Source organism: Fusibacter sp. JL298sf-3, assembly GCF_053842995.1.
In genome coordinates, this window is record NZ_CM132608.1 from 3,025,486 (window position 1) to 3,051,462 (window position 25,977).

A 25,977-nucleotide genomic window follows, 5' to 3' on the forward strand; every position below is an offset into this window, starting at 1 on the left:
TGTTTTCCTTTTCGACCTCTCGTGCCAATTTAAAGGGTTTTTTATTTTCTTAGCCATAATACCACAGCTTCCTGAAAAGCGCAATATTAAATTTCAAACTGTCAATCACTTTTGAAAATGTCCCAAAATAAATGAAACATGAGCACCAGTAAAAAGCTGGTGCTTTGTTAATTAGCGGAGAAAAAGTTTTCTTGAGTGTTAATGATGTCCTCAAAAGTATAATTGTGTTGAGCATAGTGTGTTTTGATAAATTTCTTGATGGCGCTCTTCCGCCATGGATGTATCATAGAAGGGATATTGCGTTTTTTAGGCAGAGCCTCGAACTCGTCCTGAAAATCAAAGTTCTTAGATTTCCTTAGATGAGAAGGGATAAGTTCGAGTTCATAAACGTTCTCGTTTACAGAGGCCATCAAACAGCCGTTAAAAGCCTTAATAATGACAGCCGGAGTGCCTTTGTGGTAATAAATAGGGAGGCCTCTGTCGTCCATGAGTTTAAAATATTGATTTTCAAATTTAATGCAATGGCCTGTATCAATTTTGCGCTCAGCAATTACCGCAAGCGTTAGATTGATTTTTTCATCAGACGGTTGCGTTTCAAACACAGATTTGTTATTATCAAAAGGCAGAGCAAACTTGTCATTGAATTTCTTTATGTAGGAGTTCAGAAATTCGTTGGCATGCTCTACGCTTGATACGCCTGCGTTTCTTAAGTCGATCGGCAGTCGTGATTGTAGTGTTTGGAATAAGCGTTCTACGCGTCCTTTGGCCTGTGGAACGCTTGTTACTTTTATATCTACCCCTAGTTGATGGCAAGCGTAAGAAAACTGAGTGAAGGTATCCTTTTCAAGTGAAGGGGCCTTTTTTTGTTTGTATTCAAAAACAGTCCTTCTGTCTGTGTAAAACATGTGTGGGATACCATAGGTTGTTAAAATTTGATGAAAGACATTGTAATAGCCTTTAAGTGTTTCTTGGTGGTCGAAGTAAGCCCCCACGATTCGCCCTGTGGCATCGTCTATAGCAGCGTGTAAGTGGGTTTTGACGCCACCAAACCAGATGTGAACCGAAGCGTCCATCTGAAGCATTTCTCCAAAGTAGGCGGATCTAGGTCTTCTAGGGTGGCTTTCATCGAGTTCAACGATCTTGTGCTGAATAATCGCCATGTCCCTTTTAGAAGTAGCCTTTTTCTTTTGGGCTTCTAATTTTTTACGAAGGGCTCTCTTTGTTGACCTGTGAGCCTTGGGAGATAAAACATCTTGTTCCATAAGGATATTTTTTACAGTAGTTGGAGAAAGAAAAAGGTGTTCTTGCTCTGCTAGGATTTCAGTAAAATGAGCGAAATTCGCATCGGGATACTTGGTCCTGTAAAGTCCTAAAATCAACGTTTTAGTTTCGCTAGACAGGGCGTGAACGGGTTTCTTTCCACGGTTTCCATGGACAAAGAAGTCTTTCCCTTCTGACCGATAGCCCTGGATTAATCGATTAACCGTTCTAATACTACAGCCTAGCTTAAGTGAAGCTGTTTTTTTATTGCCATTCGTATCGACGAGCTTTTTAATGATTTCATATTTTAGATTTTCATTCATACGTAATTCTACCTTTGTCATTTAATTTACCTCGATGCTTTCATTCATTGAGGTATTATTATAGCATTATATCTTTTGGGACAAAATCACGTTTGATTACTTAAGACATTATCACATGTGAATCATATGAAAAGCGCAATATAAAATTTCAAACTTGACAAAGGCAGGTGGCTGTGTTAGATTGGAAAAAATGATGCACCTTTAAACAGGTACGAGAGACCTGCAAGGTAAAGAGTTGAGAATGTGACGACAGCTGGTAATCCCTCTAGGGGTGCCAGATGCATACAGTCGTAAGAATTCTAAGTCCTAGCAGGTGCTAGGGCTTTTTTTTATGTAGCCACATGGCTACAGATAGCGGCTCCTCGAAGTCACGAGGGCTGAACACAACTAGGAGGTAGGATGAAAACACTGATTAAAAACGGTAGAGTAGTCAACCCGAAAACCGGCTTAGATGGGGCGTACGACGTACTTATTGACAGTGCGCGCATCGAGGCAGTGGAAGCGCGCGGCGCGTTTGACGCTTTGAAAGAGGTGGTGTGCATCGATGCAACAGGCTGCGTCGTCGCACCGGGGTTTATCGACCTGCACGTTCATCTGAGAGAACCTGGATTCGAGCACAAAGAGACGATTCAAACAGGGACCGCAGCCTGTGCCAAAGGCGGTTACACCACAGTGGCCTGTATGCCCAACACGTCGCCGTGTATCGATACAGTAGAGACCTTTGAACACCTTCAAGACATAATAAAAAGAGACGCACTGATTGACGTAAAACCCATAGCTGCCATTACACTGGGCATTAAAGGAGAGACGTTGACCGACCACGAAGCGCTTCTCAAGCGCGGGGCATTAGGGCTGTCTGATGACGGCAGAACAACCATGAGCGCCGATTACATGCGCGCGGCGTTTAACAGCACAAAAGCTTATGGCAGAGCGGTTATGACCCACTCGGAGGATCACGCGCTCACGGTGCAGTACAAAGACAGTGTGTTTCCTATAGATGCAGAGACAGACATTGTCAAACGCGACATTGAACTCTGTGCAGAGACGAAGGGACACCTTCATATCGGGCACATTAGCGGCAGTGAAGCCATAGAGGCCGTTCGACGGGCAAAAGCAGCAGGCATACACGTTACCTGCGAAGCGACGCCACATCACTTTGCGCTGAACAACACATGGGTGAATGTCCTTGAACCCAGTGCAAAAGTCAACCCACCTATTCGAGAAGAGGCACATCGTCAGGCAGTCATCGACGGACTGAAAGACGGCACCATCGATATTATCGCCACAGACCACGCACCGCATGACGCCGAGAGCAAGTCGGGGCCATACGGCAGTGCGGCATTTGGCATAAGCGGCATTGAATCGGCGTTTTCAGTAGCGTACAAGACGCTGGTTGTGGACGAAGGTCTATCGCTTAGCCAAATACTGGACATGCTCACTGCAAAACCGGCTGCCATAGCCGGACTAGAGGGCGTCGGCACACTGGAGCCGGGATATTACGCCGATGTGGTGCTTCTCGATTTAGAGGCGCCGGTGACCATAGACAAAACAACCTTTGTATCTAAAGGACACAACACGCCGTTCCACGGCAGAACCTATAAAGGCGTTGTCAACCAGACGGTGTTTAGAGGCAAAACCGTCTATCAAAAATAAAGGAGAAATGTATGCGCTGCATAAGTGACCAGTTGATTGAAGCAATTATAGAAAAAAAGTGCCCTGTAGTGGTTGGGCTCGATCCGAGATGGGACAAAATTCCGCACCATATTACAGGCAAGGCCTTGAGACAACACGGCAAAACATTCAGAGCGGTATCGGAAGCTTTTATCGAATTCAATAGGGGAATCATCGACGCGGTGGCGGACGTCGTCCCCTGTGTAAAACCTCAAATTGCCTTTTACGAGCAGTATGGCATCGAGGGGCTTATCGCTTACAAAGACGCTTGCGATTACGCGCGTATGAAAGGGCTGATTGTCATTGCAGATGTCAAGAGAGGTGACATCGGTTCTACATCAAAGGCGTATGCAACCGCTTACCTCGGGATGACCGATATTGAAGGGCAAGCACAAAGCGCGTTCTACTCGGACTTTGCAACTGTGAACCCGTACCTTGGTGACGACTGTTTGAAAGAATTCGTCGCGGACATTAAGGCCTACAATAAGGGCATGTTCGTCCTCGTCAAAACATCTAATCCGACATCTGGCCAACTGCAAGATCTTCTGACAGAGGGAGAGACCTTTTATGAAAAAGTTGCCGACATCGTCGGTGCTTGGAACGAACAACTCGTCGGTGAACGCGGTTACTCCCCAGTAGGTGCAGTGGTTGGAGCGACATACCCTATTGAACTGGAAACCCTAAGAAAACGCATGCCGAAAGCAATTTTCCTCGTGCCGGGTTACGGTGCGCAAGGTGGTGGTGCCCGCGATGTGCTCCCAGCTTTTAATGAAGACGGACTCGGTGCTGTCATCAACAGCTCAAGGGGCATTTTGTACGCTTACGAAAAGTCGAGCCTGTCCTATGAGAAGGCGGCGAGAGAGGCGGCAGTAGAGATGAGGGACGCCATAAACAAGGCGCTTGAAACTGAAGGCAAAGTGTATTGGGAATAGGGGTGTGTATGAGATTTAACGACAGTGTCAGGGTACTGAAAAAAGTCGACTTAAATAAAGAAGTGTTTCAACTGGTGGTCGAGCGTAAAGAAGCTATGGGTGAGATAAAGGCCGGACAATTTTTCAACTTGAAAGCGGCCGGTGTCTTGTTGAACCGTCCCATATCCGTCAGCGATTTCAACGAGGTTTCCATAGAGTTTACCATCAAAATACTCGGTGAGGGGACAGCACAGCTTCACCGTTTACAAGAGGGCGAGTCATTGGCGCTTATGGGGCCTCTAGGCAACGGTTTTGAGTGCGTTCCGGCTAAAAAAATCCTACTCGTCGGCGGTGGCATCGGCATTGCGCCGTTGAAGAGGCTGTGTTACGAAACTGTATACAAAGAGACGACCATTCACACGGTGCTAGGGTTTAGAGAGCAACCGTATCTGGAAAAGGCCTTTGCAGAAAAAAGCGCCCTTTGCCATTTTGTTTCAGAAACGGATTCGGCCTATGAACTGGGGTTTGTCACAGCGCCGCTTGAGCGGCTTTTAAGTGAACACACCTACGACCAAGTGTTCGTTTGTGGCCCGATGCCGATGCTCAAAGCGGTATCGGCAGTATTGGCGAAAAAAGAGGTCGATGCCCAGCTGTTAATGGAAGAAAAAATGGCTTGTGGCGTCGGGGCGTGTTTGGTGTGTACCTGCAAAATTAAAGAAGGCGAAAACGGCTTTAAGCACAAACGCATGTGCAAAGACGGACCGATGTTTTACGCAAGCGAGGTGGTATTCGATGACTAAAAAACTAACAGTAGACCTCAATGGACTGACACTTAAAAACCCCGTTACGGTGGCTTCGGGAACCTATGGGTTCGGGAGAGAATACGGCGAATACATCGATTTGAACCACCTAGGGGCTATTTCTGTAAAGGGATTGACATTAGAATCGCGCGAGGGCAATGAGGGACGCCGAATTGTCGAGACACCTATGGGCATGATCAACAGCGTCGGCCTTCAAAATCCGGGCGTTCATTATTTTATAGAACACGAAGTGCCGTTTTTACGGCAATACGACACAAAGATTATCGCCAACATCAACGGCAATACAATAGAGGAATACTGTGAAATGGCGCGTATTTTAGACAGTGCTGATGTGGACTCTATAGAACTTAACATCTCATGTCCCAATGTAAAGAACGGTGGGTTGGCATTCGGCACAAACCCGGAAGTTGTGCGCGAAGTGGTACGCCGTGTGCGTCAAAGCACCTCAAAGCACTTGATGGTCAAGCTGTCGCCAAATGTCACCGACATTAAAAGCATCGCGCAAATTGCGGAAGCAGAAGGTGCAGACTGTCTGTCCCTCATCAACACACTGACGGGGATGGCCATTGATATTCACAGCCGAAAAACCTTTTTAAAACGCGGAAGCGGTGGTCTTTCCGGCCCTGCGGTAAAACCTGTAGCGCTTAAACTGGTGCACGATGTCTTTAAAGCCGTCGACATTCCGGTACTCGGTATGGGCGGCATAGCAAATGCCACTGATGCGCTGGAGTTTATTATCGGCGGCGCGACGGCAATAGCGGTGGGAACCGCCAATTTCTATAACCCCAATGCCCCTGTTGACATATTAAAAGGCATTGAAGCCTATATGGATCAATACGATCTCGAGGACATCAATGCCTTGGTGGGCTGTGTTAAATTTTAGCAGGAGCCGCTTTGGATTTGGGCTCGAACTTGTGAAAGGCAAAGATGCGTTGGAGAATCCAGCCGCCGAGCAAAGCGTTGACCACCGTGCCGACCCCTATGGTTGCACCCAATAGAATACCGATTGACAAAACCGTTACTTCGATCATCGGCCTGATGACAGTGACGGTTTTGCCTGTTATTTTAGAGAGTCCAACAAACAGACCGTCTCTCGGTCCGGCACCTAGTTGAGCGGATAGATAGATGTAGATGCCGTAGTTGAAGACAATGAGTCCTGCAATTAAATAGGCAATGCGCCAAACCGGTGTCGTAGCTGTTGGAAGCAAGTGAAAGTAGCTGATGAGGTCTATAAAAAGACCAATGGCAATCATGTTGAGAACAGTTCCAATTCCCGGGCGAATTTTAATTAAGAGAGACAATAAGATGATGGCGAGTCCGGTGAGTTGGGAAACCTGCCCAAAGGAGAGGGGGGTGTTCATTGCAATGCCTTGATGAAATGTGGCCCAAGGATTCATCCCCAGCTCCGAGTGGAGGGTGAGCTGTGTGCCGGTGGCAATCGTAAAAAAACCGATAAAAAGTCTGAAGATTCGTTTTAAAAGCATAGTCTTGAACTCCTTGTTGTAATTAGGGTGTCTAACTATAAGGTAGCATAAAAACGCTAATAAATGAAGAAAAAAAATAACGGTGTAAACTTTTAAAAAACACTGTCAATCACTTTTGAAAATGTCCCAAAATAAATGAAACATGAGCACCAGTAAAAAGCTGGTGCTTTGTTAATTAGCGGAGAAAAAGTTTTCTTGAGTGTTAATGATGTCCTCAAAAGTATAATTGTGTTGAGCATAGTGTGTTTTGATAAATTTCTTGATGGCGCTCTTCCGCCATGGATGTATCATAGAAGGGATATTGCGTTTTTTAGGCAGAGCCTCGAACTCGTCCTGAAAATCAAAGTTCTTAGATTTCCTTAGATGAGAAGGGATAAGTTCGAGTTCATAAACGTTCTCGTTTACAGAGGCCATCAAACAGCCGTTAAAAGCCTTAATAATGACAGCCGGAGTGCCTTTGTGGTAATAAATAGGGAGGCCTCTGTCGTCCATGAGTTTAAAATATTGATTTTCAAATTTAATGCAATGGCCTGTATCAATTTTGCGCTCAGCAATTACCGCAAGCGTTAGATTGATTTTTTCATCAGACGGTTGCGTTTCAAACACAGATTTGTTATTATCAAAAGGCAGAGCAAACTTGTCATTGAATTTCTTTATGTAGGAGTTCAGAAATTCGTTGGCATGCTCTACGCTTGATACGCCTGCGTTTCTTAAGTCGATCGGCAGTCGTGATTGTAGTGTTTGGAATAAGCGTTCTACGCGTCCTTTGGCCTGTGGAACGCTTGTTACTTTTATATCTACCCCTAGTTGATGGCAAGCGTAAGAAAACTGAGTGAAGGTATCCTTTTCAAGTGAAGGGGCCTTTTTTTGTTTGTATTCAAAAACAGTCCTTCTGTCTGTGTAAAACATGTGTGGGATACCATAGGTTGTTAAAATTTGATGAAAGACATTGTAATAGCCTTTAAGTGTTTCTTGGTGGTCGAAGTAAGCCCCCACGATTCGCCCTGTGGCATCGTCTATAGCAGCGTGTAAGTGGGTTTTGACGCCACCAAACCAGATGTGAACCGAAGCGTCCATCTGAAGCATTTCTCCAAAGTAGGCGGATCTAGGTCTTCTAGGGTGGCTTTCATCGAGTTCAACGATCTTGTGCTGAATAATCGCCATGTCCCTTTTAGAAGTAGCCTTTTTCTTTTGGGCTTCTAATTTTTTACGAAGGGCTCTCTTTGTTGACCTGTGAGCCTTGGGAGATAAAACATCTTGTTCCATAAGGATATTTTTTACAGTAGTTGGAGAAAGAAAAAGGTGTTCTTGCTCTGCTAGGATTTCAGTAAAATGAGCGAAATTCGCATCGGGATACTTGGTCCTGTAAAGTCCTAAAATCAACGTTTTAGTTTCGCTAGACAGGGCGTGAACGGGTTTCTTTCCACGGTTTCCATGGACAAAGAAGTCTTTCCCTTCTGACCGATAGCCCTGGATTAATCGATTAACCGTTCTAATACTACAGCCTAGCTTAAGTGAAGCTGTTTTTTTATTGCCATTCGTATCGACGAGCTTTTTAATGATTTCATATTTTAGATTTTCATTCATACGTAATTCTACCTTTGTCATTTAATTTACCTCGATGCTTTCATTCATTGAGGTATTATTATAGCATTATATCTTTTGGGACAAAATCACGTTTGATTACTTAAGACATTATCACATGTGAATCATAATAACGGTGTAAACTTTTAAAAAACACTTGACGTGTCGCGCCCTAGGTGATAATATTATCAAGCAATATCGATTGCAAAGTTTTCGTTAACGCTTTGTAAAACAGCTTGAAAAAATGATAAAAAAAGTGTTGACATGGAAAAACAAAAATGTTAATATAACTAAGTCGCCAGTTGCTGAACAAGCCGGCGCGACACGCTAGAATCTTGAAAATTAAACAGTGTAAATGCAAGAAAAACCAAACGTCAAAACCTACTCGGAGCAATCTGAGAAGAGTGATGAAAAACGGAAAAACAAATGCAAGTTAGCTCGTTTTGAGGTAACAGGCGTCAAACATTATAATTAAGAGTTTGATCCTGGCTCAGGATGAACGCTGGCGGCGTGCCTAACACATGCAAGTCGAGCGAGAAGAAATGGAATGCGGTTTCGGCCAAATGAAGTTTTGGAAAGCGGCGGACGGGTGAGTAACGCGTGGGCAACCTGCCCCATACAGAGGGATAGCCACTGGAAACGGTGATTAATACCTCATACTTCGCACGGGACACATGTTCTGGGCGACAAAGATTAATCGGTATGGGATGGGCCCGCGTCTGATTAGCTAGTTGGTAAGGTAACGGCTTACCAAGGCGACGATCAGTAGCCGACCTGAGAGGGTGATCGGCCACACTGGAACTGAGACACGGTCCAGACTCCTACGGGAGGCAGCAGTGGGGAATATTGCACAATGGGCGCAAGCCTGATGCAGCAACGCCGTGTGAGTGAAGAAGGTTTTCGGATCGTAAAACTCTGTCCTAAGGGAAGAAAAAAATGACGGTACCTTAGGAGGAAGCCCCGGCTAACTACGTGCCAGCAGCCGCGGTAATACGTAGGGGGCAAGCGTTATCCGGAATCACTGGGCGTAAAGGGTGCGTAGGCGGCTTAGCAAGCCAGGGGTGAAAGGCATTGGCTCAACCAATGTAAGCCTTTGGAACTGTTAAGCTTGAGTGCAGGAGAGGTAAGTGGAATTCCTAGTGTAGAGGTGAAATTCGTAGATATTAGGAGGAACACCAGTGGCGAAGGCGACTTACTGGACTGTAACTGACGCTGATGCACGAAAGCGTGGGTAGCGAACAGGATTAGATACCCTGGTAGTCCACGCCGTAAACGATGAATACTAGGTGTCGGGTGTCAAAGCTCGGTGCCGCAGCAAACGCAATAAGTATTCCGCCTGGGGAGTACGCACGCAAGTGTGAAACTCAAAGGAATTGACGGGGACCCGCACAAGTAGCGGAGCATGTGGTTTAATTCGAAGCAACGCGAAGAACCTTACCAGGTCTTGACATCCCTCTGAAGTAGCCTTAGCCGGCTATGTCCTTCGGGACAGAGGAGACAGGTGGTGCATGGTTGTCGTCAGCTCGTGTCGTGAGATGTTGGGTTAAGTCCCGCAACGAGCGCAACCCTTATGTTTAGTTGTTAACAGGTTAAGCTGAACCCTCTAGACAGACTGCCGTGGAGAACACGGAGGAAGGTGGGGATGACGTCAAATCATCATGCCCCTTATGATCTGGGCTACACACGTGCTACAATGGTCGGTACAACGGGCAGCGAAGGGGTGACCTGGAGCGAATCCTAAAAAGCCGATCCCAGTTCGGATTGTAGGCTGCAACTCGCCTACATGAAGTTGGAGTTACTAGTAATCGCGGATCAGAATGTCGCGGTGAATGCGTTCCCGGGTCTTGTACACACCGCCCGTCACACCACGGAAGTTGGGGGCGCCCGAAGCCAGTGGCCTAACCGTAAGGAAGGAGCTGTCGAAGGTGAAATCAATGACTGGGGTGAAGTCGTAACAAGGTAGCCGTATCGGAAGGTGCGGCTGGATCACCTCCTTTCTAAGGAGTAAATAGACATTTACACTGTTTAATTTTGAGGGTTCTAGGAACTTTCAAAGTAAGCCATCAATAGATGGTGGTAAGTTAAAATTAAAAATTACCCATGGGGGCATAGCTGAGAGGCGGCCGACAGGCAGTCTCAAACGCGAAAGTCACAAAACCTTGTGACGAAAGCGTGAGCGAATCGAACGATGGGGATTGAAACGTCATTTTAAATGACACTTAAAATTAAAAATTACCCATGGGGGCATAGCTCAGCTGGGAGAGCACCTGCCTTGCACGCAGGGGGTCAAGAGTTCGAATCTCTTTGTCTCCACCATTCAGTAAAGCACACGCTTTACTGTTCATTGTGAAAAGATGTAATCTTGGACGAGTATTCGTCACTTTCTTTCAGAAAGTGCCTCACGCAAATTCAAGACTGTCGTCTTAGGATGCTGACGCATCCGGCGAACTTTGCTGACGCAAACTTCGTAAATTAGCACCTTGAAAACTGTATATATAAAGAACCGACTATTAAGTTAGTAAAAAAGCAAGCATTGAAAAAACAATGTAAGCCAAAGTAAAAACTCAAACTCAAAAGTAAGGTCAAGTTACTAAGAGCATAGGGTGGATGCCTTGGCACCAGGAGCCGAAGAAGGACGTGGTAAGCTGCGAAAAGCTACGGGGAGCTGCAAGCGAGCGCCGATCCGTAGATGTCCGAATGGGGGAACCCACCTAGAGTAATGTCTAGGTATCCATGACTGAATTCATAGGTCATAGGAAGGGAACTCGGGGAACTGAAACATCTAAGTACCCGAAGGAAGAGAAAACAAAAGTGATTTCCTAAGTAGCGGCGAGCGAACGGGAAACAGCCCAAACCCAAGTCTTCGGACGAGGGGGTGTGGACAGTATATCAAGTAGAAGGTACCCTAGCCAAAGGACTTGGGAAAGTCCGCCGAAGCGTGTGAGAGCCACTTAGGCGAAAGGGGAAGATCGAACGTACTGATCCGGAGTACCACGGAGCACGTGAAACTTTGTGGGAAGCAGGCAGGACCATCTGCCAAGGCTAAATACTACCTGGTGACCGATAGCGCACAGTACCGTGAGGGAAAGGTGAAAAGAACCCCGGGAGGGGAGTGAAAAAGAACCTGAAACCCTATGTTTACAAGCAGTGGAAGTTCGTTAAAGAACGACCATGTACTTTTTGTAGAACGGGCCAACGAGTTACGTTATGCAGCAAGGTTAAGCGCTTCAGGTGCGGAGCCGCAGCGAAAGCGAGTCTGAATAGGGCGAAAGAGTTGTATGGCGTAGACCCGAAACCGGGTGACCTATCCATGTGCAGGGTGAAGCGAGGGTAAAACCTCTTGGAGGCCCGAACCCATATCTGTTGAAAAAGGTTGGGATGACATGTGGATAGCGGAGAAATTCCAATCGAACCCGGAGATAGCTGGTTCTCCTCGAAATAGCTTTAGGGCTAGCCTTGAGTTAAGAGATACGGGGGTAGAGCACTGAATGTCCTAGGGGCTTTCACCGGCTACCGAAGACTATCAAACTCCGAATACCGATATCTTTTACTCAGGAGTCAGACTATGTGTGATAAGATTCATAGTCGAAAGGGAAAGAGCCCAGACCATCAGCTAAGGTCCCAAAATGCAAGTTAAGTGGAAAAGGATGTGGGATTGCACAGACAACTAGGATGTTGGCTTAGAAGCAGCCACTCATTTAAAGAGTGCGTAACAGCTCACTAGTCGAGTGATCCTGCGCCGAAGATTACCGGGGCTAAAACTTGCTACCGAAGCTATGGAATTGTTTAGACAATTGGTAGAGGAGCATTGTGTGAGAGGTGAAGTAAGATCGCAAGGACTTATGGATATCACACAAGAGAGAATGTTGGCATGAGTAACGAGAGACGGGTGAGAATCCCGTCCGCCGAAAACCTAAGGTTTCCTGAGGAAGGTTCGTCCGCTCAGGGTAAGTCAGGACCTAAGCCGAGGACGAAAGTCGTAGGCGATGGACAACAGGTGAAGATTCCTGTACCACCGAGACCCGTTTGAGAGAAGGAATGACACAGGAGGTTATGCTGAGCATGCGAATGGAAGAGCATGTCCAAGCAGCGAGTCTGTAGCGTAGGCAAATCCGCGCTACTGAGGATGAGCTGTGATGGGGAGTGAACTTAAGTAACGAAGCAGCAGATATCACACTGTCAAGAAAAGTTTCTATCGAGGGAGCAGGTGCCTGTACCGTAAACCGACACAGGTAGGAGAGTAGAGAATACTAAGGCGCGCGAGAAAACCATTGTTAAGGAACTCGGCAAAATGACCCCGTAACTTCGGGAGAAGGGGTGCCGGATCAGGTTAAGAGCTAGATCCGGCCGCAGAGGATAGGCCCAAGCGACTGTTTACCAAAAACACAGGTCTCTGCTAAATCGAAAGATGATGTATAGGGGCTGACGCCTGCCCGGTGCTGGAAGGTTAAGGGGAAGTGTTAGTTTAGGCGAAGCACAGAACTGAAGCCCCAGTAAACGGCGGCCGTAACTATAACGGTCCTAAGGTAGCGAAATTCCTTGTCGGGTAAGTTCCGACCCGCACGAAAGGCGTAACGATTTGGGCGCTGTCTCAACAATGGACTCGGTGAAATTGTAGTACCGGTAAAGATGCCGGTTACCCGCAGCTAGACGGAAAGACCCCGTGGAGCTTTACTGCAGCTTGGCACTGGATAATGGTATATGATGTACAGGATAGGTGGGAGACTAAGAATATAGGACGCCAGTCTTATAGGAGTCGCTGTTGGGATACCACTCTTTGTATACCGTTATTCTAACTATGGACAGTGATCCTGTTCTAGGACAATGTCAGGTGGGCAGTTTGACTGGGGCGGTCGCCTCCTAAAGAGTAACGGAGGCGCCTAAAGGTTCCCTCAGCGCGGTTGGAAATCGCGCGAAGAGTGTAAAGGCAAAAGGGAGCTTGACTGCGAGAGAGACATCTCGAGCAGGGACGAAAGTCGAGCTTAGTGATCCGGTGGCACCGCATGGAAGGGCCATCGCTCAACGGATAAAAGCTACCCCGGGGATAACAGGCTTATCTCCCCCAAGAGTCCACATCGACGGGGAGGTTTGGCACCTCGATGTCGGCTCGTCTCATCCTGGGGCTGAAGTAGGTCCCAAGGGTTGGGCTGTTCGCCCATTAAAGAGGCACGCGAGCTGGGTTCAGAACGTCGTGAGACAGTTCGGTCCCTATCTGCTGTGGGCGTAGGAAATTTGAGAGGAGCTGTCCTTAGTACGAGAGGACCGGGATGGACAAACCTCTGGTGTATCAGTTGTTCTGCCAAGAGCACTGCTGAGTAGCTAAGTTTGGAAGGGATAAGCGCTGAAGGCATCTAAGCGCGAAGCCCCCCTCAAGATGAGATTTCCCATCTTTAATAGAGTAAGACCCCATGAAGATAATATGGTAATAGGCCTGAGGTGTAAGTGCAGCAATGCATTCAGCTGACAGGTACTAATAGGTCGAGGACTTGACCACGCTTTAGAGTAAGAGGATTTATCGGTTCTTATATATACAGTTTTCAGGGTACTAACCCTAAAAAAGCAACAAAAAAGTGTTGACAGCACTAAAGTGATTATGATATAATATAACTCGCTGGTGAGAGAAAACACGAGCTAAAGAGATAATTCAGTGACGAAGGCGGAGGGGCAACACCTGTTCCCATACCGAACACAGAAGTAAAGTCCTCCAGCGTCGATGGTACTTGGCGGGCAGCTGCCTGGGAGAGTAGAACGTTGCTGATTTATGTTCCAAGGTAGCTCAACGGTGGAGCACTCGGCTGTTAACCGATAGGCTGTGGGTTCGAATCCCACCCTTGGAGCCAAAAGTGCCGGGGTGGCGGAACTGGCAGACGCACAGGACTTAAAATCCTGCGATGGCAACATCGTACCGGTTCGATTCCGGTCCTCGGCACCATTAGAAATACCCAATATCGCGGAGTGGAGCAGTGGCAGCTCGTTGGGCTCATAACCCAAAGGTCGCAGGTTCGAATCCTGCCTCCGCAACCATTATGGCCCCTTGGTCAAGCGGTTAAGACACCGCCCTTTCACGGCGGTAACAGGGGTTCGATTCCCCTAGGGGTCACCAATATTGTGAGCGCCAGCTCACACATGGGAGTATAGCTCAGCTGGGAGAGCATCTGCCTTACAAGCAGGAGGTCATAGGTTCGATCCCTATTACTCCCACCAAATGCGGTCCAGTAGTTCAGTTGGTTAGAACGCTAGCCTGTCACGCTAGAGGTCGAGGGTTCGAGTCCCTTCTGGATCGCCATTTATGCCGGTGTAGCTCAATTGGTAGAGCAACTGACTTGTAATCAGTAGGTCGCGGGTTCGAGTCCCATCACCGGCTCCATCTTAATTTAATACAGTGGAGGGGTTCCCGAGTGGCCAAAGGGGGCGGACTGTAAATCCGTTATCGTCGATTTCGAAGGTTCGAATCCTTCTCCCTCCACCAACATGCGGAAGTGGCTCAGTGGTAGAGCATCGCCTTGCCAAGGCGAGGGTCGCGAGTTCGAATCTCGTCTTCCGCTCCATATGTGCGTTAGTAGCTCAACTGGATAGAGCACCGCCCTTCTAAGGCGGGGGTTTGGGGTTCGAGTCCCTACTGACGCACCACATATTGAGGAGAGGTACCGAAGCGGTCATAACGGGGCGGTCTTGAAAACCGTTAGGGTGCAAGCCCACGTGGGTTCGAATCCCACCCTCTCCGCCACTTTTTTAAAAGTGGGCGTATAGCTCAGCTGGTTAGAGCGCACGCCTGATAAGCGTGAGGTCGGTGGTTCGAGTCCACTTATGCCCACCATATTTAGCCCAGATAGCTCAGTCGGTAGAGCAGGGGACTGAAAATCCCCGTGTCGGTGGTTCGATTCCGCCTCTGGGCACCAGATGAAATCAATGATTAAAGTCATTGGTTTTTTTTCGTTTAAATTGAACCGTTTTTAAAACTTTTAATAATACAATAGGATTGGAATATGTAATTTTAAAGAGATAGGGTATAATAGAGGTAGTGGACAAAGGAGGTTTGCTTGAAATTTTTAAAAGATAGAAGAGATGAGATAGATGTCTTAGACGCGGAACTGACGGCATTACTTGAAAGGCGCTTTGAACTTTCAAAGGAAATTGGCCATTTTAAAAAAGTTCAAGGACTGCGGATACAAGATGAAAACAGAGAACAGATGCTTATGGAAGCCATAGAACAGCGTGTTGAAAAGGCAGACAACATCTTATATATTCAGCGCGTTTACGAAGCCATCTTAACGCAAAGTAAAGAAGCGCAAAAATATTTATAACGATTAATTACAAGTTTATTAAAAAAGTGGCTGAATGAAGTCAGCTTAAAACGAGTGTAGTATACTGTCTATTAGGATAATGATCATTAAAAGAATTCGAGGGGACGATTATGGAGATACTTTCTACCGTGATGAACTTTATAAAAGCGTTCGTATCGGGCATAGAGATCAATTATATATTGGATATTTTGATTATTGCCTATGTCTTTTACAAATTATTGGGCCTGATACGAGAAACGCGTGCGGAACAATTGGTTAAAGGTTTCTTAATCATCTTAATTATTTCTAAGGTGAGCGAATGGGGAAAACTTTATGCCATCAACTACGTTTTGCAGAGCACATTGACCATTGGTGTTATTGCACTCGTCATCATTTTTCAACCAGAGCTCCGAAAAGCTCTTGAACATCTCGGACGCAGCCAGTGGATTTTGACGCCGGGGCGCAAAGGCGTTGACGATGAGTATAAACGCACCATAAATGAAATTGCCGATGCAGCCAGTGTGATGTCTCGAAAAAAAATCGGTGCATTGATTGTCGTGGAACGCACCATTGGCATTAACGACATTGTAGAGACGGGGACGATTACGGACGCTAAAGTGTCCGCTGATTTACTGATGAATATCTTTTACCCCAAGTCACCACTACACGATGGGGCTGTGGTTATTAAAAACAATCGCATTATGGCCGCGGGCTGTCTTTTGCCGCTGTCATCTAATAAGTACATCAGCAAGGAACTGGGCACAAGGCACCGTGCTGCAATGGGCATGACTGAGAGTTCAGATGCCCTTATTGTCATCGTTTCTGAAGAAACCGGTGCTATTTCTCTTGCAGTGGAAGGCAAGTTGCAACGTTTCCTCGACCCGACGACACTTAAAGAGCTGATGCTTAAGACGTTAAACGCTGAAAAAGAGGAAGAAAAGGCAGGTGATGTCAATGAGCGGTAAGCAAAATGAATCGTGGTTTCAAAAAATAAAGCGCATGCCATCGAGATTTATCGACATCAATCTGTCACACAATACGGGGATGAAAGTCTTTTCCCTCGTACTCGCCATTTTGTTTTGGTTTTTTGTAATGGATCAAGTCGATCCGGAAATGACGCGCTCTTTTGAAAACATTCCGGTGGAGCTCATCAATATGCAGGATCTCGAGCAGGGCAATCTCAAAATCAAAAATCAACAGGACTACTTTGTAACCGTTGATGTAAAAGGACGGCGTAACGACGTATTGAACCTCGCGCCGAGCAGCATTAATTTGTGGGCGGACATGCGTACTGTGCGAAGCGGCATTAATAACGTGTATATTAACAGAAGTATCAATTCTGATTCAGTTATTATTAAAGAAGTGGTGCCAAATGAAATCGTTCTCACTGTAGAGCGCATCGTGTCGGTACCTAAACCCGTTAGAGTCATCTACAACGATAACTTCCAAAAGAACTACTATGAGATCAGTCGTAAGGTGTCTCCGGAAGAAATCCGCATCGTAGGACCTGAGAGCATCGTAGAAACAGTAACTCATCTCGGCGCCTATGTCAATGTGGGGACCTTCACAGGCGATGTGGCAAAGGAAGTTTCTTTGGCACCGTACAACGCAGATGATGAAGTCGTCACCGGTGTTACACTTGAATCTTCTACAGCTCAACTGGAACTTGAAGTAGGGCTCAAGAAAGAAGTGCCACTTGAAGTGGCCGTAGAAGGGGCGCCGGCTGAGGGGACGCGCGTTGTCTCGGTTAAGCTGTTGCCTGAAACCGTCTGGATTTCAGGAGCTGCGGAACTGGTCGGCGGCATTGATAAAGTCGTCGGTGAACCGGTAGTCCTCAACGGTGAAGAAGCGTCTACACTGATTGTCAATAAGAACTTGACGTTGCCTGAAGGCGTATCACACGATCTTGAAAACGGTGTTCAAGTCGAGGTGGAAATAGAACCAATTGTGGAAAAAACATTTGAGTTTCCCCTTGAAGCTCTGGAAATTAGAACCCTCGCACCTGAATATGTCGTTTCTTACAACGACGAAACACAGACGGTTACATTCACGGTAAAAGGCCTAGCCTCTGTGATGGAAGCTTTGACAGAAGATGCGCTTAAACCGTTTATGAACGCCGCTGACGTCGACAAGGAAGGGACGTATCGGTTGATTCCTCAGCTGGAGACGACAGCTGAAATCGACGGTTTTAAAGCCGAGCCGGAATACGTCGAACTGGAAGTCGTCACAGCTTCCAGTGGAGGGTGATGATGCATAAAGAGATACAAAAGATTCTCGATTCTACACATGATGCCATGATTGTCGTCGACAAGCATGGTATCATCACGTTATTTAATACGTCAGCTGAGAGACTCACGGGGAAAAGCCGAAAGGAGGCGCTTGGAAAGTCGGTAAACACGGTGATAGACAACACGCGACTTCCCATCGTCCTCGAAACCGGTGTGGCAGAGCGGAACCAGCAACAGCCGCTCAACGGCATTACCATTGTGACGAGTCGAATGCCCATCAAAGATGACGACGGTGAAATCATCGGCGCTATTGCCGTTTTTCGCGACATTAGCGAGTTGATTGAACTCGCCGAACAGATTACCAACCTCAACCAAGTCAGAGAGACGCTAGAGGCCACTTTTAATGCGACGCAAGATGCCATTTCTGTCGTCGATGCAGCGGGAATTGGGGTGTTGATTAACCCGGCGTACACCAAAATCACCGGCTATACAGAACGGGATATTATCGGGAAAGATTGTACGTTTGATCTCGCTGAAGGCGAGAGCGTTCATATGGAAGTTTTGAGGACTAAAAAGCCGGTTAAAGGCAAAAAGTTGAAAGTTGGGCCTCAAAAAAAAGAGGTTATCGCCGAAGCGGCTCCCATTTTGGTTAAAGGTCAAATTAAAGGTTCAGTGGCCATTATTCACGACTTAACAGAAATTAATCAAATTTACAAGCAGCTGGATCAAGCGAAAAAAATCATTAGAAGCCTCGAGGCCAAATACACATTTGACGACATTATCGGCAAGAACGAAGGCTTGCTCAACGCTGTAGAAAAAGCGCGGCTCGCGGCTGAAACGCCTGCGACGGTTATTATCAGAGGCGAGAGCGGCACCGGCAAGGAGCTCTTCGCCCACGCGATACACAACGCTTCTAGTCGTCGGTATGCCCAGTTCGTCAGAGTCAACTGCGCAGCCATTAGCGAAAACTTGCTGGAGAGCGAGTTGTTCGGTTATGAAGAAGGCGCGTTTACCGGCGCTTCAAAGGGAGGCAAAATCGGCCTCTTTGAAAAGGCCAACGGCGGCACCATTTTTTTAGATGAAATCGGTGAGCTCTCACTGAACACACAGGCGAAGCTGTTGCGGGTACTTCAAGAAAAAGAGATTCTCAGAGTCGGTGGCAACAAGCCCATTGCCATCGATGTCCGGATTATCTCGGCAACCAATGTCGACCTGGAAAAAGCCATTGTAGAGAAGCGTTTTCGACAGGACTTGTACTACAGGCTCAACGTGGTACCGATTAATATTCCGGCGCTACGCGCGCACAAAGAGGATATCCCCGCACTGGTCAACCATTTGATGATTAAGTACAATCAAGAATATGGACGCAATGTCGTCGGCGTTCACGAAAACGCCCTTAAATGGATGACGGCTTACGACTGGCCGGGGAATGTCAGAGAACTCGAGAACTTTATCGGTCGCTCGATGATCAACATCAAAATGCACGACCATACGTTGGAAATGAAGCATTTGCCGCCTTTTTTATCTGAGACGGCGGCAGAGCGGATGAGCATGCTCGAGGAAAATCTCGAATTTGAAGGTGAAATTCCCAAGCTGGATGAAGCCATGGCGCAGTACGAGCGCGAGTTTCTCTTAACGGCGCTCAAAGCCAACGGCGACAGCCGTGAGAAGACCGCAGAAGCCATCGGTGTCTCACTGAGGACCTTTTACTACAAATTAAAAAAACACGGCATCAATTAATGCAATAAATTGCATTTTTATAAAACTTCATGCAATAAACTGCATGAAGTTTTTTGCATGTTTGCAGGGGGACCAAAGCAAATTTGCAAAAAAATTAACGTTAAAAAAATGCCAAACACAGACAGATACCGCACTTGGCAAGTGCTGTCAAACAACGCATCTAAGTTGGCATTATAATTGCTTATATATAACTGTGCGAGAAAAACGATGGAGGTGTTGCATGGAAAGAGAACTGGTACTCGTTATTAATCCCGGATCAACTTCTACGAAACTTGCGATTTTTAAGGGATCAGAAAAATGCATTCAGGAAAATTTGGATCACGACACAGAGAAGCTTGATCAATTTGAAAAAATTGCGGATCAATACGATTTCAGAAAGACGGCGATTCTAGAGTGGCTGGCGAAGCAAGGTGTGGAGACAGCTGAACTGATTGCAGTCGTAGGAAGAGGCGGTCTGTTGAGACCGATGCCGAGCGGTGCCTACAAGGTGACAGAACCGATGGTTAAAGACCTTCAAATCGGTTACCAAGGTGAACACGCATCGAATTTAGGCGGCTTAATCGCCAAAGCGATTGCCGACGGCGAGGGCATAGACGCCTTTATCGTCGATCCGGTTGCTGTAGACGAATTCGAACCGCTGGCGCGGATTTCGGGGATGCCTGAAATTGAAAGACGCTCTTTGGTACACGCTTTAAACATTCGAGCGATTGCGCATAGTTATGCGAAAGACATCGATGAGAAAATCGAAAATCTAAATTTGGTAGTGGCGCACTTAGGTGGCGGCATTTCAATCGTTCCGATGAAAAAAGGTAAAATCATCGACGCCAACAACGCCAATGAAATGGGGCCTTTCTCTCCTGAGAGAGCCGGTGGTTTACCGGTGGGCGACATTGCGCGCATGGCGTTCTCAGGCGAGTTTACACACGCCGAGCTCAAAAAGAAAATGCGCGGTAAGGGCGGCATGACCGCTTATCTCGGTACCAACGATGCGAGAGAAGTGCTCAAGCGCATTGAAGCAGGCGATGAAGAGGCAAAATGCGTCTTCGAAGCCATGGGGTATCAAATCGCCAAGGAAATCGGCGGTATGGCCACCGTCTTAAACGGCGATGTGGACGCCATCCTGTTGACAGGTGGTGTTGCGTACTCGACGTACTTGACGGACTTTATTACAGAACATGTCGGTTTCATTTCAAAAGTCGTGGTCAAACCGGGCGAAGACGAAATGGAAGCGTTGAACTTAGGCTTTTTACGCGTTCACGCTGGTGAAGAAAAAGCTAAAATATATGAAAATGAGGTGACCATCAATGATTAAAAACTTTGATGAATTGTTAAAGATTGCAGTGGAAAAAGGCCCTAAAACCGTAGCGGTTGCCTGTGCGCAAGACGACGACGTGCTCAAGGCGATTAAAGCGGCTTACGAAAAAGGCATCGTCAAGGGGATTCTCGTCGGCGACGCAACTAAGATTAAAGCCATCGCAGCGGAAATCGCGCTGGACTTATCGGAGTTTGAACTCGTGGACATCGCCGATATGGCAGAGGCGTCGTTAAAAGCTGTTGAACTCGTTTCAACGGGCAAAGCAGACCTCGTTATGAAAGGGCTCGTGGACACATCGATTATACTGAAGGCGGTTCTCAACAAAGAAGTGGGCCTCAGAACGGGTAACGTCCTCAGTCACGTGGCGGTCTTCGACGTACCGACGTACCACAAAATTCTTACGGTAACCGATGCGGCGATGAACATTGCGCCGGACCTCAAAGCGAAGAAGCAAATTATCGAAAATGCGTTACATGTTACAAGAGCGCTTGAAATAGAAGAAGCCAATGTCGGCGTCATCTGTGCAAAGGAAAAAGTCAATGCGGCAATGCCTGCAACAGTGGATGCTGGAGAGCTTGTTAAAATGAACGCCGAAGGCGCGCTGACAGGTTGTAAAGTCGGTGGACCGTTTGCACTGGACAACGCCATTTCTAAAGAAGCGGCTGAAATCAAAGGGATTAAAGATCCAATGGCAGGCGATGTGGACATTCTCCTATGTCCGGCAATTGAAGCGGGCAACATTCTTTACAAAGCCCTAAACTTCTTAGCCAACGCCAAATCAGCCGGTATTATCGTCGGCGCCAAAGCACCGATTATCTTAACATCCAGAGCGGATTCCGACGCATCAAAACTCAACTCCATTGCACTTGGCGTGTTGATGTCGTCGATTTAATAGAGGGGGAACTATGGAAAACTACAGAATATTGGCGATTAACCCGGGCTCAACGTCCACTAAAATCGCCATTTACGACAACGAAAAAGAAGTGTTTGAAACGACACTTAGACATTCCAACGAAGAAATCGAGCAATACGACAAAATCGCCGATCAATACGACTTTAGAAAAGATGTTATTTTAAAAGTGCTCAGCGAAAATGAAATCAATTTGACAAAGCTCAGCGCTGTCGTCGGTCGAGGTGGCCTTTTGAAACCGATTAAAGGCGGCACTTACGCTGTTAACGACGCGATGATTGAAGACCTTAAAGTCGGTGTTCTAGGAGAGCATGCGTCAAACCTCGGTGGCATGATTGCCAACGAAATCGCTGTTCAGTTAAACATCCCGGCGTTTATCGTCGACCCTGTTGTCGTCGACGAAATGACTGAAATCGCAAGAGTTTCAGGGATGCCGGACATCCAGAGAGCGTCTATATTCCACGCCCTCAACCAAAAAGCAGTTGCACGCCGCTACGCTGGCGAACAAAATAAAAAATACGAAGACCTCAATCTTATTGTGGCACATATGGGCGGCGGCGTTTCTGTCGGCGCACATGAAAAAGGACGCGTCGTAGACGTCAACAACGCACTCGACGGCGAAGGCCCATTTTCACCTGAAAGAGCCGGTGGTCTCCCTGTAGGCGATCTCGCTAAAATGTGCTATTCAGGCAAGTACACACACGCGGACATCAAGAAAAAAATCAAGGGCAAGGGCGGTATCGTCGCTTACCTCGGTACAAACGACGGTCGCGAAGTGGTAAAGATGATTGAAGACGGCGATGAAAAAGCCAAACTTGTATTTGAAGCCATGGCATACCAAATTGCCAAAGAAATCGGCAGCTGTGCAGCTGTGCTCAAAGGTCAAGTCGATGCCATCGTTTTAACAGGTGGTCTCGCTTATGGCGAAATGTTGACAGATTGGATCAAAGAGCGCGTGGCGTTTATCTCTGAGGTGGTCATCTACCCTGGCGAAGATGAGATGAGTGCTCTTGCATTAGGTGGTTTAAGAGTCTTAAAAGGCGAAGAGACCGCACAAGAATACAAATAAGAAAAGGTGAGGAAATGACATTGGATTTAATGAAGGACAAACGTATAAGAGTCATAATCGGACATTACGGTAGCGGCAAAACGGAATTTGCAGTCAACTACGCTTTGGCTTTAAGTAAGCAGACATCGGATATTGCGATCTGTGATTTGGATATTGTAAATCCTTACTTTAGATCCAGAGAGAAGGCGGCCCTTTTGGAAGACAGCGGTATACGCGTCTACTCCGGCGCCTTTGGTCACGAATCCAACTTAGATTTACCCATGCTATCGCCGAGCTTGGTGGCACCGCTTCAAAACGAGGCGACAAAAGTGATTCTCGATGTAGGCGGCGACGATGTCGGCGCTAGGGTCTTGGCCCAATACAAAGCTTACCTCAAACCGGGAGCTTATGATATGTTTTGCGTGATTAACGCCTACAGAGAGCAGACGCAATCGGCTGTCGACGTGATTTCGATGATTCGAAAAATCGAAGACACTTGCGGTGTGAAAGTGACGGGATTAATCAACAATACACATCTTCTCAGATCGACAACTGCTGAAGATGTGATGTATGGTCAGACATTGGTCATGGAAGTGTCGAAACAAACCAATATACCGGTTCGATATGTCAGTACTTTGGAAAAGGTTACCCGCCAATTACCTGGTGACATAGAGGGCGAAGTGCTTCCGGTGCATATGATTATGCGGGAAGACTGGATGGTTTAAGGCGCTTCCAGTCAATAGTATAGATGTTTAATGGGAGGTATGAAAGTGGCGAAAGGTAAAGTTACGTTTAACGAAGACAAATGCAAAGGCTGTGCCCTTTGTACAACAGCTTGTCCTGTAAAAATCATCAAAATGGACACGAGCAAAATCAACAAAAAAGGTTTCCATCCGGCTTCTGTTGCGGACATGGACAAGTGTATCGGTTGTGCAAACTGTGCAATGATCTGTCCTGATACAGTCATTACAGTAGAGAGAATTTAATCTAGGGGAGGTATAAAATGGCTAAGGTATTAATGAAAGGTAATGAAGCAATAGGTGCAGCTGCAATTAAAGCAGGTTGTAAGTATTTCTTCGGTTATCCGATTACACCTCAAAATGAGTTACCGGAATATATGTCAAAAGAAATGCCTAAAAACGGCGGCGTTTTCGTTCAAGCGGAGAGTGAAGTATCGGCGATTAACATGGTGTACGGTGCAGCAGGTGCCGGTGCAAGAGTTATGACGTCTTCTTCATCTCCTGGTATCGCGTTAAAGCAAGAGGGCATCACTTATATCGCAGGTGCTGAACTGCCTTGCGTTATCGTCAACATCGTTCGTGGCGGCCCTGGTCTCGGCGGTATTCAACCGGCGCAATCGGACTACAACCAATCGACGCGCGGCGGCGGAAATGGCGACTACAAACTGCTCGTATACGCACCAGCTAACCTTCAAGAGATGGTAGACTTAATGCAAGAGGCATTTGACGCAGCGGATTACTACAGAAACCCTGTAATGCTCGTAGGCGATGGTATGATCGGCCAAATGATGGAGCCTATCGAGTTTAAAGAAGCGTCTTCAAGATTCACATTACCTGAAAAAGACTGGGCGACTACTGGGACAAAAGGTAAGAGAAAGCCAAACATCATCAACTCATTGGCACTTGACCCTGCGGAACTTGAGAAGCACAACATCCGCTTACAAGAGAAATACGCAGAGATGAAAGAAAAAGAAGTGCGCTATGAATCGTACAACCTCGAAAACGCTGAAGTTGTTTTAGTGGCGTACGGCACGACTTCTAGAATTGTTAAAAACGCTATCGTCGAGCTTAAAGAGCAAGGCATTGAAGTGGGCTTAATCAGACCGATTACGCTCTGGCCTTTCCCTGAAAAAGCGTTTGACGAAATTCCTTCAACTTGTAAAAGCCTTGTCTCTGTTGAGATGTCAATGGGTCAAATGATCGACGACGTTAAAATCGCGTCAAACGGCAGATGGCCTGTACACTTCTACGGACGTTCAGGCGGCATGATCCCTTCTCCTGAAGGCGTTATCGAGAAAGTTAAAGAATTGGTTGGAGGTGCGAAATAATGGCGACTGTATTTTCAAGAACAAACGGCTTAACTGAAAAGCAAACCCACTACTGCCCAGGCTGTACACACGGTATTATCCACCGTTTAGTGGCGGAAGTTTTAGAAGAATTAGACGTACTCGGCGATTCAATCGGTGTTGCACCGGTTGGCTGTTCGGTACTGGCTTACGACTATTTCAACTGCGACATGCACGAAGCGTCTCACGGTAGAGCACCTGCAGTTGCAACAGGGATCAAGAGAGTTCATCCGGACAAAGTGGTCTTCACTTACCAAGGCGACGGCGACCTCGCGTCAATCGGTACGGCGGAAATCGTTCACGTGGCACACCGCGGTGAGAAAATCACGACTATCTTCGTCAACAATGCCATCTACGGCATGACAGGCGGCCAAATGGCACCGACGACACTTATCGGTCAACGTGCGACTACAGCGCCACTCGGTAGAACTGTTGAGCACTCAGGGATGCCTTTAAAAGTTTCAGAAATGCTCGCGACAATTAACGGTGCGGTCTTTGTAGAACGCGTTTCCGTAGATTCTCCGGCAAACATCAGAAAAGCGAAAAAAGCCATCAAGGAAGCGTTCCAAGTACAACTTGACGGCAAAGGCTTCGGTATTGTAGAAGTGCTTTCAACTTGCCCGACAAACTGGGGATTAACACCTGTTGATTCACTTAAGTGGTTACAAGACAACCTCGTGCCTTACTATCCAATGGGCAACTTAAGAAGACCAGAGGAGGATAAATAGATGTTAAACGAGAGAATTATTTGTGCGGGATTTGGTGGACAAGGCGTGATGCTTATGGGACAGTTGATCTCATATGCAGGCATGATTGAAAATAAAGAAGTTTCTTGGTTACCGTCATACGGTCCGGAAATGCGCGGTGGTACAGCGAACTGTAGCGTTATGGTTTCTGAAAGACCAATCGGTTCTCCGATTATTACAGACAACGCGACAACAGCTATCGTTATGAACTTACCGTCATTAGACAAGTTCGAAAGCGATGTGTTGCCGGATGGCAATCTGTTAATCAACAGCTCGCTTATTGAAAAGAAAGCGGAAAGAGGCGATATCAAGGCGTACTATGTACCTGCAAACGACATTGCAGTGGAATTGGGTAACTCGAGAGTTGCCAACATGGTCATGCTGGGTGCGTACCTCGAACTCACTAAGATTGTCTCTGTTGAAAGTGTTATGGCAGCGCTTAAGAAAATCTTTGGCGAAGCAAAAGCACACTTAATGGAAATCAATGAAAAAGCTTTGGCAAAAGGCGCTGAAGCTGTAAAATAATTTTCAAAATAAAAACTGTCTCCGGCAATTTGGAGACAGTTT

The 25,977-nt window shown here is 46.8% G+C and carries 19 protein-coding genes, 14 tRNA genes and 3 rRNA genes; 33 read left to right on the forward strand and 3 right to left on the reverse strand.

The features are described from left to right. Positions 1 to 167: 167 nt before the first annotated feature. On the reverse strand, positions 168 to 1,583 hold the full coding sequence (locus ACR6HW_RS14385) for an ISNCY family transposase (protein WP_455730852.1): 1,416 nt from the start codon (positions 1,581 to 1,583) through the stop codon (positions 168 to 170). A gap of 399 nt (positions 1,584 to 1,982) precedes the next feature. Here ACR6HW_RS14385 and ACR6HW_RS14390 point away from each other — a divergent pair, with 399 nt between their 5' ends. From ACR6HW_RS14390 to ACR6HW_RS14405, 4 genes are read left to right on the forward strand one after another with little or no spacing between them, the layout of a single operon-like run. After that, entirely contained in the window at positions 1,983 to 3,236 is a 1,254-nt protein-coding gene (locus ACR6HW_RS14390) for a dihydroorotase (protein ID WP_455728419.1), read from the forward strand. An 11-nt stretch (positions 3,237 to 3,247) separates the two neighbouring features. Further along, positions 3,248 to 4,186: an orotidine-5'-phosphate decarboxylase gene (gene pyrF / locus ACR6HW_RS14395; protein ID WP_455728420.1), complete on the forward strand. Its 939-nt coding sequence runs from the start codon at positions 3,248 to 3,250 to the stop codon at positions 4,184 to 4,186. 8 nt (positions 4,187 to 4,194) lie between these two features. Next, complete coding sequence (locus tag ACR6HW_RS14400; protein WP_455728421.1) at positions 4,195 to 4,965, forward strand: dihydroorotate dehydrogenase electron transfer subunit; 771 nt, start codon at positions 4,195 to 4,197, stop codon at positions 4,963 to 4,965. Next, positions 4,958 to 5,869, forward strand: a complete 912-nt coding sequence (locus ACR6HW_RS14405) for a dihydroorotate dehydrogenase (protein ID WP_455728422.1) — start codon at positions 4,958 to 4,960, stop codon at positions 5,867 to 5,869. The genes ACR6HW_RS14400 and ACR6HW_RS14405 overlap by 8 nt, the downstream gene beginning before the upstream one ends. Here the strand turns inward: ACR6HW_RS14405 and ACR6HW_RS14410 are convergent. Both ACR6HW_RS14410 and ACR6HW_RS14415 read right to left on the reverse strand, forming a co-directional pair. After that, positions 5,859 to 6,470: a YczE/YyaS/YitT family protein gene (locus ACR6HW_RS14410; protein WP_455728423.1), complete on the reverse strand. Its 612-nt coding sequence runs from the start codon at positions 6,468 to 6,470 to the stop codon at positions 5,859 to 5,861. The two genes, ACR6HW_RS14405 and ACR6HW_RS14410, sit on opposite strands and share 11 nt — an antisense overlap. A gap of 171 nt (positions 6,471 to 6,641) precedes the next feature. After that, on the reverse strand, positions 6,642 to 8,057 hold the full coding sequence (locus ACR6HW_RS14415) for an ISNCY family transposase (protein ID WP_455730852.1): 1,416 nt from the start codon (positions 8,055 to 8,057) through the stop codon (positions 6,642 to 6,644). A 464-nt stretch (positions 8,058 to 8,521) separates the two neighbouring features. On the opposite strand from ACR6HW_RS14415, the gene ACR6HW_RS14420 reads away from it, so the two are divergent. The 29 genes from ACR6HW_RS14420 to ACR6HW_RS14560 all read left to right on the forward strand — a co-directional run bounded on the left by ACR6HW_RS14420 (position 8,522) and on the right by ACR6HW_RS14560 (position 25,935). Then, positions 8,522 to 10,051: ribosomal RNA gene (locus ACR6HW_RS14420) — 16S ribosomal RNA — on the forward strand. Between the two features lie 243 nt (positions 10,052 to 10,294). Continuing rightward, positions 10,295 to 10,370: transfer RNA gene (locus tag ACR6HW_RS14425), tRNA-Ala, on the forward strand. 264 nt (positions 10,371 to 10,634) lie between these two features. Further along, a 23S ribosomal RNA gene (locus tag ACR6HW_RS14430) occupies positions 10,635 to 13,548 on the forward strand. A 149-nt stretch (positions 13,549 to 13,697) separates the two neighbouring features. After that, positions 13,698 to 13,814, forward strand: a 5S ribosomal RNA gene (gene rrf, locus ACR6HW_RS14435). The 16S, 23S and 5S rRNA genes sit together here with 14 tRNA genes alongside, the layout of an rRNA operon. A 5-nt stretch (positions 13,815 to 13,819) precedes the next feature. Beyond that, positions 13,820 to 13,894: transfer RNA gene (locus ACR6HW_RS14440), tRNA-Asn, on the forward strand. Positions 13,895 to 13,899: 5 nt separating this feature from the next. Then, positions 13,900 to 13,986, forward strand: a tRNA-Leu gene (locus ACR6HW_RS14445). 17 nt (positions 13,987 to 14,003) lie between these two features. Beyond that, a tRNA-Met gene (locus tag ACR6HW_RS14450) sits at positions 14,004 to 14,078 on the forward strand. A gap of 4 nt (positions 14,079 to 14,082) precedes the next feature. Further along, positions 14,083 to 14,157, forward strand: a tRNA-Glu gene (locus ACR6HW_RS14455). Between the two features lie 25 nt (positions 14,158 to 14,182). Continuing rightward, positions 14,183 to 14,258, forward strand: a tRNA-Val gene (locus tag ACR6HW_RS14460). A gap of 5 nt (positions 14,259 to 14,263) precedes the next feature. Further along, positions 14,264 to 14,340 (forward strand) — tRNA-Asp (locus tag ACR6HW_RS14465). Between the two features lie 5 nt (positions 14,341 to 14,345). Beyond that, positions 14,346 to 14,421: transfer RNA gene (locus ACR6HW_RS14470), tRNA-Thr, on the forward strand. 17 nt (positions 14,422 to 14,438) lie between these two features. Next, positions 14,439 to 14,523 (forward strand) — tRNA-Tyr (locus ACR6HW_RS14475). Positions 14,524 to 14,527: 4 nt separating this feature from the next. Continuing rightward, positions 14,528 to 14,602, forward strand: a tRNA-Gly gene (locus tag ACR6HW_RS14480). Between the two features lie 5 nt (positions 14,603 to 14,607). Next, a tRNA-Arg gene (locus ACR6HW_RS14485) sits at positions 14,608 to 14,684 on the forward strand. A gap of 8 nt (positions 14,685 to 14,692) precedes the next feature. Then, positions 14,693 to 14,781, forward strand: a tRNA-Ser gene (locus tag ACR6HW_RS14490). 13 nt (positions 14,782 to 14,794) lie between these two features. After that, positions 14,795 to 14,871: transfer RNA gene (locus ACR6HW_RS14495), tRNA-Ile, on the forward strand. 6 nt (positions 14,872 to 14,877) lie between these two features. Beyond that, positions 14,878 to 14,953 (forward strand) — tRNA-Phe (locus tag ACR6HW_RS14500). Positions 14,954 to 15,094: 141 nt separating this feature from the next. Then, entirely contained in the window at positions 15,095 to 15,358 is a 264-nt protein-coding gene (locus ACR6HW_RS14505; RefSeq protein WP_455728424.1) for a chorismate mutase, read from the forward strand. Between the two features lie 110 nt (positions 15,359 to 15,468). Further along, positions 15,469 to 16,302: a diadenylate cyclase CdaA gene (gene cdaA / locus ACR6HW_RS14510; RefSeq protein WP_455728425.1), complete on the forward strand. Its 834-nt coding sequence runs from the start codon at positions 15,469 to 15,471 to the stop codon at positions 16,300 to 16,302. Beyond that, complete coding sequence (locus ACR6HW_RS14515) at positions 16,292 to 17,584, forward strand: CdaR family protein (RefSeq protein WP_455728426.1); 1,293 nt, start codon at positions 16,292 to 16,294, stop codon at positions 17,582 to 17,584. Before cdaA ends, ACR6HW_RS14515 begins: the two co-directional genes overlap by 11 nt. 2 nt (positions 17,585 to 17,586) lie before the next feature. Beyond that, entirely contained in the window at positions 17,587 to 19,305 is a 1,719-nt protein-coding gene (locus ACR6HW_RS14520) for a sigma-54 interaction domain-containing protein (protein WP_455728427.1), read from the forward strand. 220 nt (positions 19,306 to 19,525) lie between these two features. After that, positions 19,526 to 20,617, forward strand: a complete 1,092-nt coding sequence (gene buk, locus ACR6HW_RS14525; RefSeq protein WP_455728428.1) for a butyrate kinase — start codon at positions 19,526 to 19,528, stop codon at positions 20,615 to 20,617. Then, complete coding sequence (locus ACR6HW_RS14530) at positions 20,610 to 21,512, forward strand: phosphate butyryltransferase (protein ID WP_455728429.1); 903 nt, start codon at positions 20,610 to 20,612, stop codon at positions 21,510 to 21,512. The genes buk (ACR6HW_RS14525) and ACR6HW_RS14530 overlap by 8 nt, the downstream gene beginning before the upstream one ends. 13 nt (positions 21,513 to 21,525) lie before the next feature. Continuing rightward, complete coding sequence (gene buk / locus ACR6HW_RS14535; protein ID WP_455728430.1) at positions 21,526 to 22,599, forward strand: butyrate kinase; 1,074 nt, start codon at positions 21,526 to 21,528, stop codon at positions 22,597 to 22,599. Between the two features lie 14 nt (positions 22,600 to 22,613). Continuing rightward, positions 22,614 to 23,303, forward strand: coding sequence for an ATP-binding protein (locus ACR6HW_RS14540; RefSeq protein ID WP_455728431.1), 690 nt, complete (start codon positions 22,614 to 22,616; stop codon positions 23,301 to 23,303). 39 nt (positions 23,304 to 23,342) lie between these two features. Beyond that, on the forward strand, positions 23,343 to 23,564 hold the full coding sequence (locus ACR6HW_RS14545) for a 4Fe-4S dicluster domain-containing protein (RefSeq protein WP_455728432.1): 222 nt from the start codon (positions 23,343 to 23,345) through the stop codon (positions 23,562 to 23,564). A 17-nt stretch (positions 23,565 to 23,581) separates the two neighbouring features. Continuing rightward, on the forward strand, positions 23,582 to 24,646 hold the full coding sequence (locus ACR6HW_RS14550; protein WP_455728433.1) for a 3-methyl-2-oxobutanoate dehydrogenase subunit VorB: 1,065 nt from the start codon (positions 23,582 to 23,584) through the stop codon (positions 24,644 to 24,646). Then, complete coding sequence (locus tag ACR6HW_RS14555; RefSeq protein WP_455728434.1) at positions 24,646 to 25,392, forward strand: thiamine pyrophosphate-dependent enzyme; 747 nt, start codon at positions 24,646 to 24,648, stop codon at positions 25,390 to 25,392. The genes ACR6HW_RS14550 and ACR6HW_RS14555 overlap by 1 nt, the downstream gene beginning before the upstream one ends. Continuing rightward, positions 25,393 to 25,935 carry a 2-oxoacid:acceptor oxidoreductase family protein gene (locus ACR6HW_RS14560; RefSeq protein ID WP_455728435.1) on the forward strand — a complete coding sequence of 181 codons (543 nt, stop codon included), beginning with the start codon at positions 25,393 to 25,395 and terminating at the stop codon, positions 25,933 to 25,935. Positions 25,936 to 25,977: the final 42 nt, after the last annotated feature.